Origin of the sequence: Mucilaginibacter sp., assembly GCF_036383575.1 — a bacterium.
Taxonomy (GTDB): domain Bacteria; phylum Bacteroidota; class Bacteroidia; order Sphingobacteriales; family Sphingobacteriaceae; genus Mucilaginibacter.
Genome location: NZ_DASVOB010000233.1, coordinates 1 through 1740, shown reverse-complemented (window position 1 = coordinate 1740; position 1740 = coordinate 1). Strand labels below are relative to the sequence as shown.

The window sequence follows — 1740 nt, the reverse complement described above, 5'->3', positions numbered from 1 at the left end:
ATCGCCCAGGTATAAGGCGCTTTCCAGCGCCTGTTGTGTGGAAATAACATCAGGAGCTACCAATGATTGGGCGCCAAGAGGCTGAAAGCTGCCCGGATGGAGCTTATAATAAATGGAACTTAACCCAAAATCCACAGTGTTTTTGCGGTTAAGGTAATAGGTAAAATCCGTTTTAAAATTACTTTGGTTAATATCAAAATTCAGCTTATAAGCATTTACCGGGTTATCGGCGCTTGAAACATCATATTGGTACTTGTCTATCCCGGCCGTAATAACACTAAATAGTTTATTATTAAAATTATGCTTCCATTTTAGGTTGATATTCCTGTTGCTGTAACTGTAAGCAGTATCGCTATTAAGCCTGAATTTATCTTTGCTTATGTAGCTGGTTAGATACAGGTTGTTTTTATCATCAATCTGGTGGCTTATATCCAGGTTAAGATCATAAAATGAAGCCGAACTGTGCTTGTAGGCATCGGGCAGGAGTTTAAGGAGCCAGTCGGAGTAAGTGGTTCGGCCTCCGAATGAAAACGAGGTTTTATCCTTGATGATAGGCCCTTCAACATTAAGCCTGCTGGTGATTAAACCAATGCCTGCCGAACCGGTAAATTTCTTTTTATTACCCTCACGATTGGTAACATCCAACACCGATGATAAACGCCCGCCGAACCTTTCGGGGATACTGCTTTTATATAGTTCGATATCTTTAACTATGTCGGGGTTAAATGATGAAAAGAAGCCGAAAAAATGCGCGGGGTTATAAATGGTGGCGTCATTCATCAGGATCAGGTTCTGATCGGCCGAGCCCCCGCGTACATTAAAACCCGTGGTGGCCTCGCCTACCGACTGAACGCCGGGCAGGGTAAGCACCACCCTTAATATATCGGCTTCGCCAAATACGGTAGGTACCTGTTTTATGCTTTTAATATCAAGCCTGTTCACCCCCAGTTGAACATTACGCACATTAGCCACTTTCTCGGCAGAGATCTTTACCTCTTTAAGGCTGGTTACCTGCTCCTGCATTTCAATAATGATCTTACCGTCCGAGTAAAGGATGATCTGCCTGCGGGTATCGCGCATGCCAACGCCCCTAACGCTTAAAACCTGCCTGCCTTTGGGTAATTTGATAGTGAAATAGCCAAACTGGTCGGTAGCCACACCCGTTTTGGTATTGGTTACATATATGCTGGCACCTGTTACAGATTCGCCCGATTTTGCTTCCTTTACATATCCCGAAAGCGTTGCCGTACCCACCTCAATAGTGTTGGTTTTGACCCCTATTTCGTATAGCTTATTTTCGGTTGTTGCTTCGGGGATCTTTTTATCTTTATCAAGATCAGCATTAGCGGGGGATACACTTATATTTGCTGCAGTTGCATTGGCAGTTGTAATGCCAAAATAACCTACCGCCAGCCCGGTTTGTATTTCGCGCCCTTTAGTTAAAAACACCTGCTGGTGTTTGGTTATGGCGAAACTAAAACCGGTGTTTTTAAAAGCCTGGCTCAATATGGTTTCAATAGGTTTATTGGTTGCTTGCAGAGTTACTTTCAAACTGTCAAACTGCATGGCGTCGTAAAAAAAATGAAAGCCTGATTTTGCTTCCAGTTCTGTTACAAACTGCTCAATAGTAGCTTGCTGGAAGTTTACGCTGATTGATTTCCCCTGCCCCTGCTGGGCATGGCACAGTTTAATTAAAATCAAAAAACAAAAACTTAGAAAGTAGATTTTTTTCATCCGGTT

The 1740-nt window shown here is 43.0% G+C and carries 1 protein-coding gene; it reads right to left on the bottom strand.

Annotated elements, in window-relative coordinates:
• On the bottom strand, nucleotides 1-1701 hold a 1701-nt coding region (locus tag VF500_RS08350; RefSeq protein ID WP_330859238.1), incomplete at its 3' end, for a carboxypeptidase-like regulatory domain-containing protein.
• Nucleotides 1702-1740 lie beyond the last annotated feature (39 nt).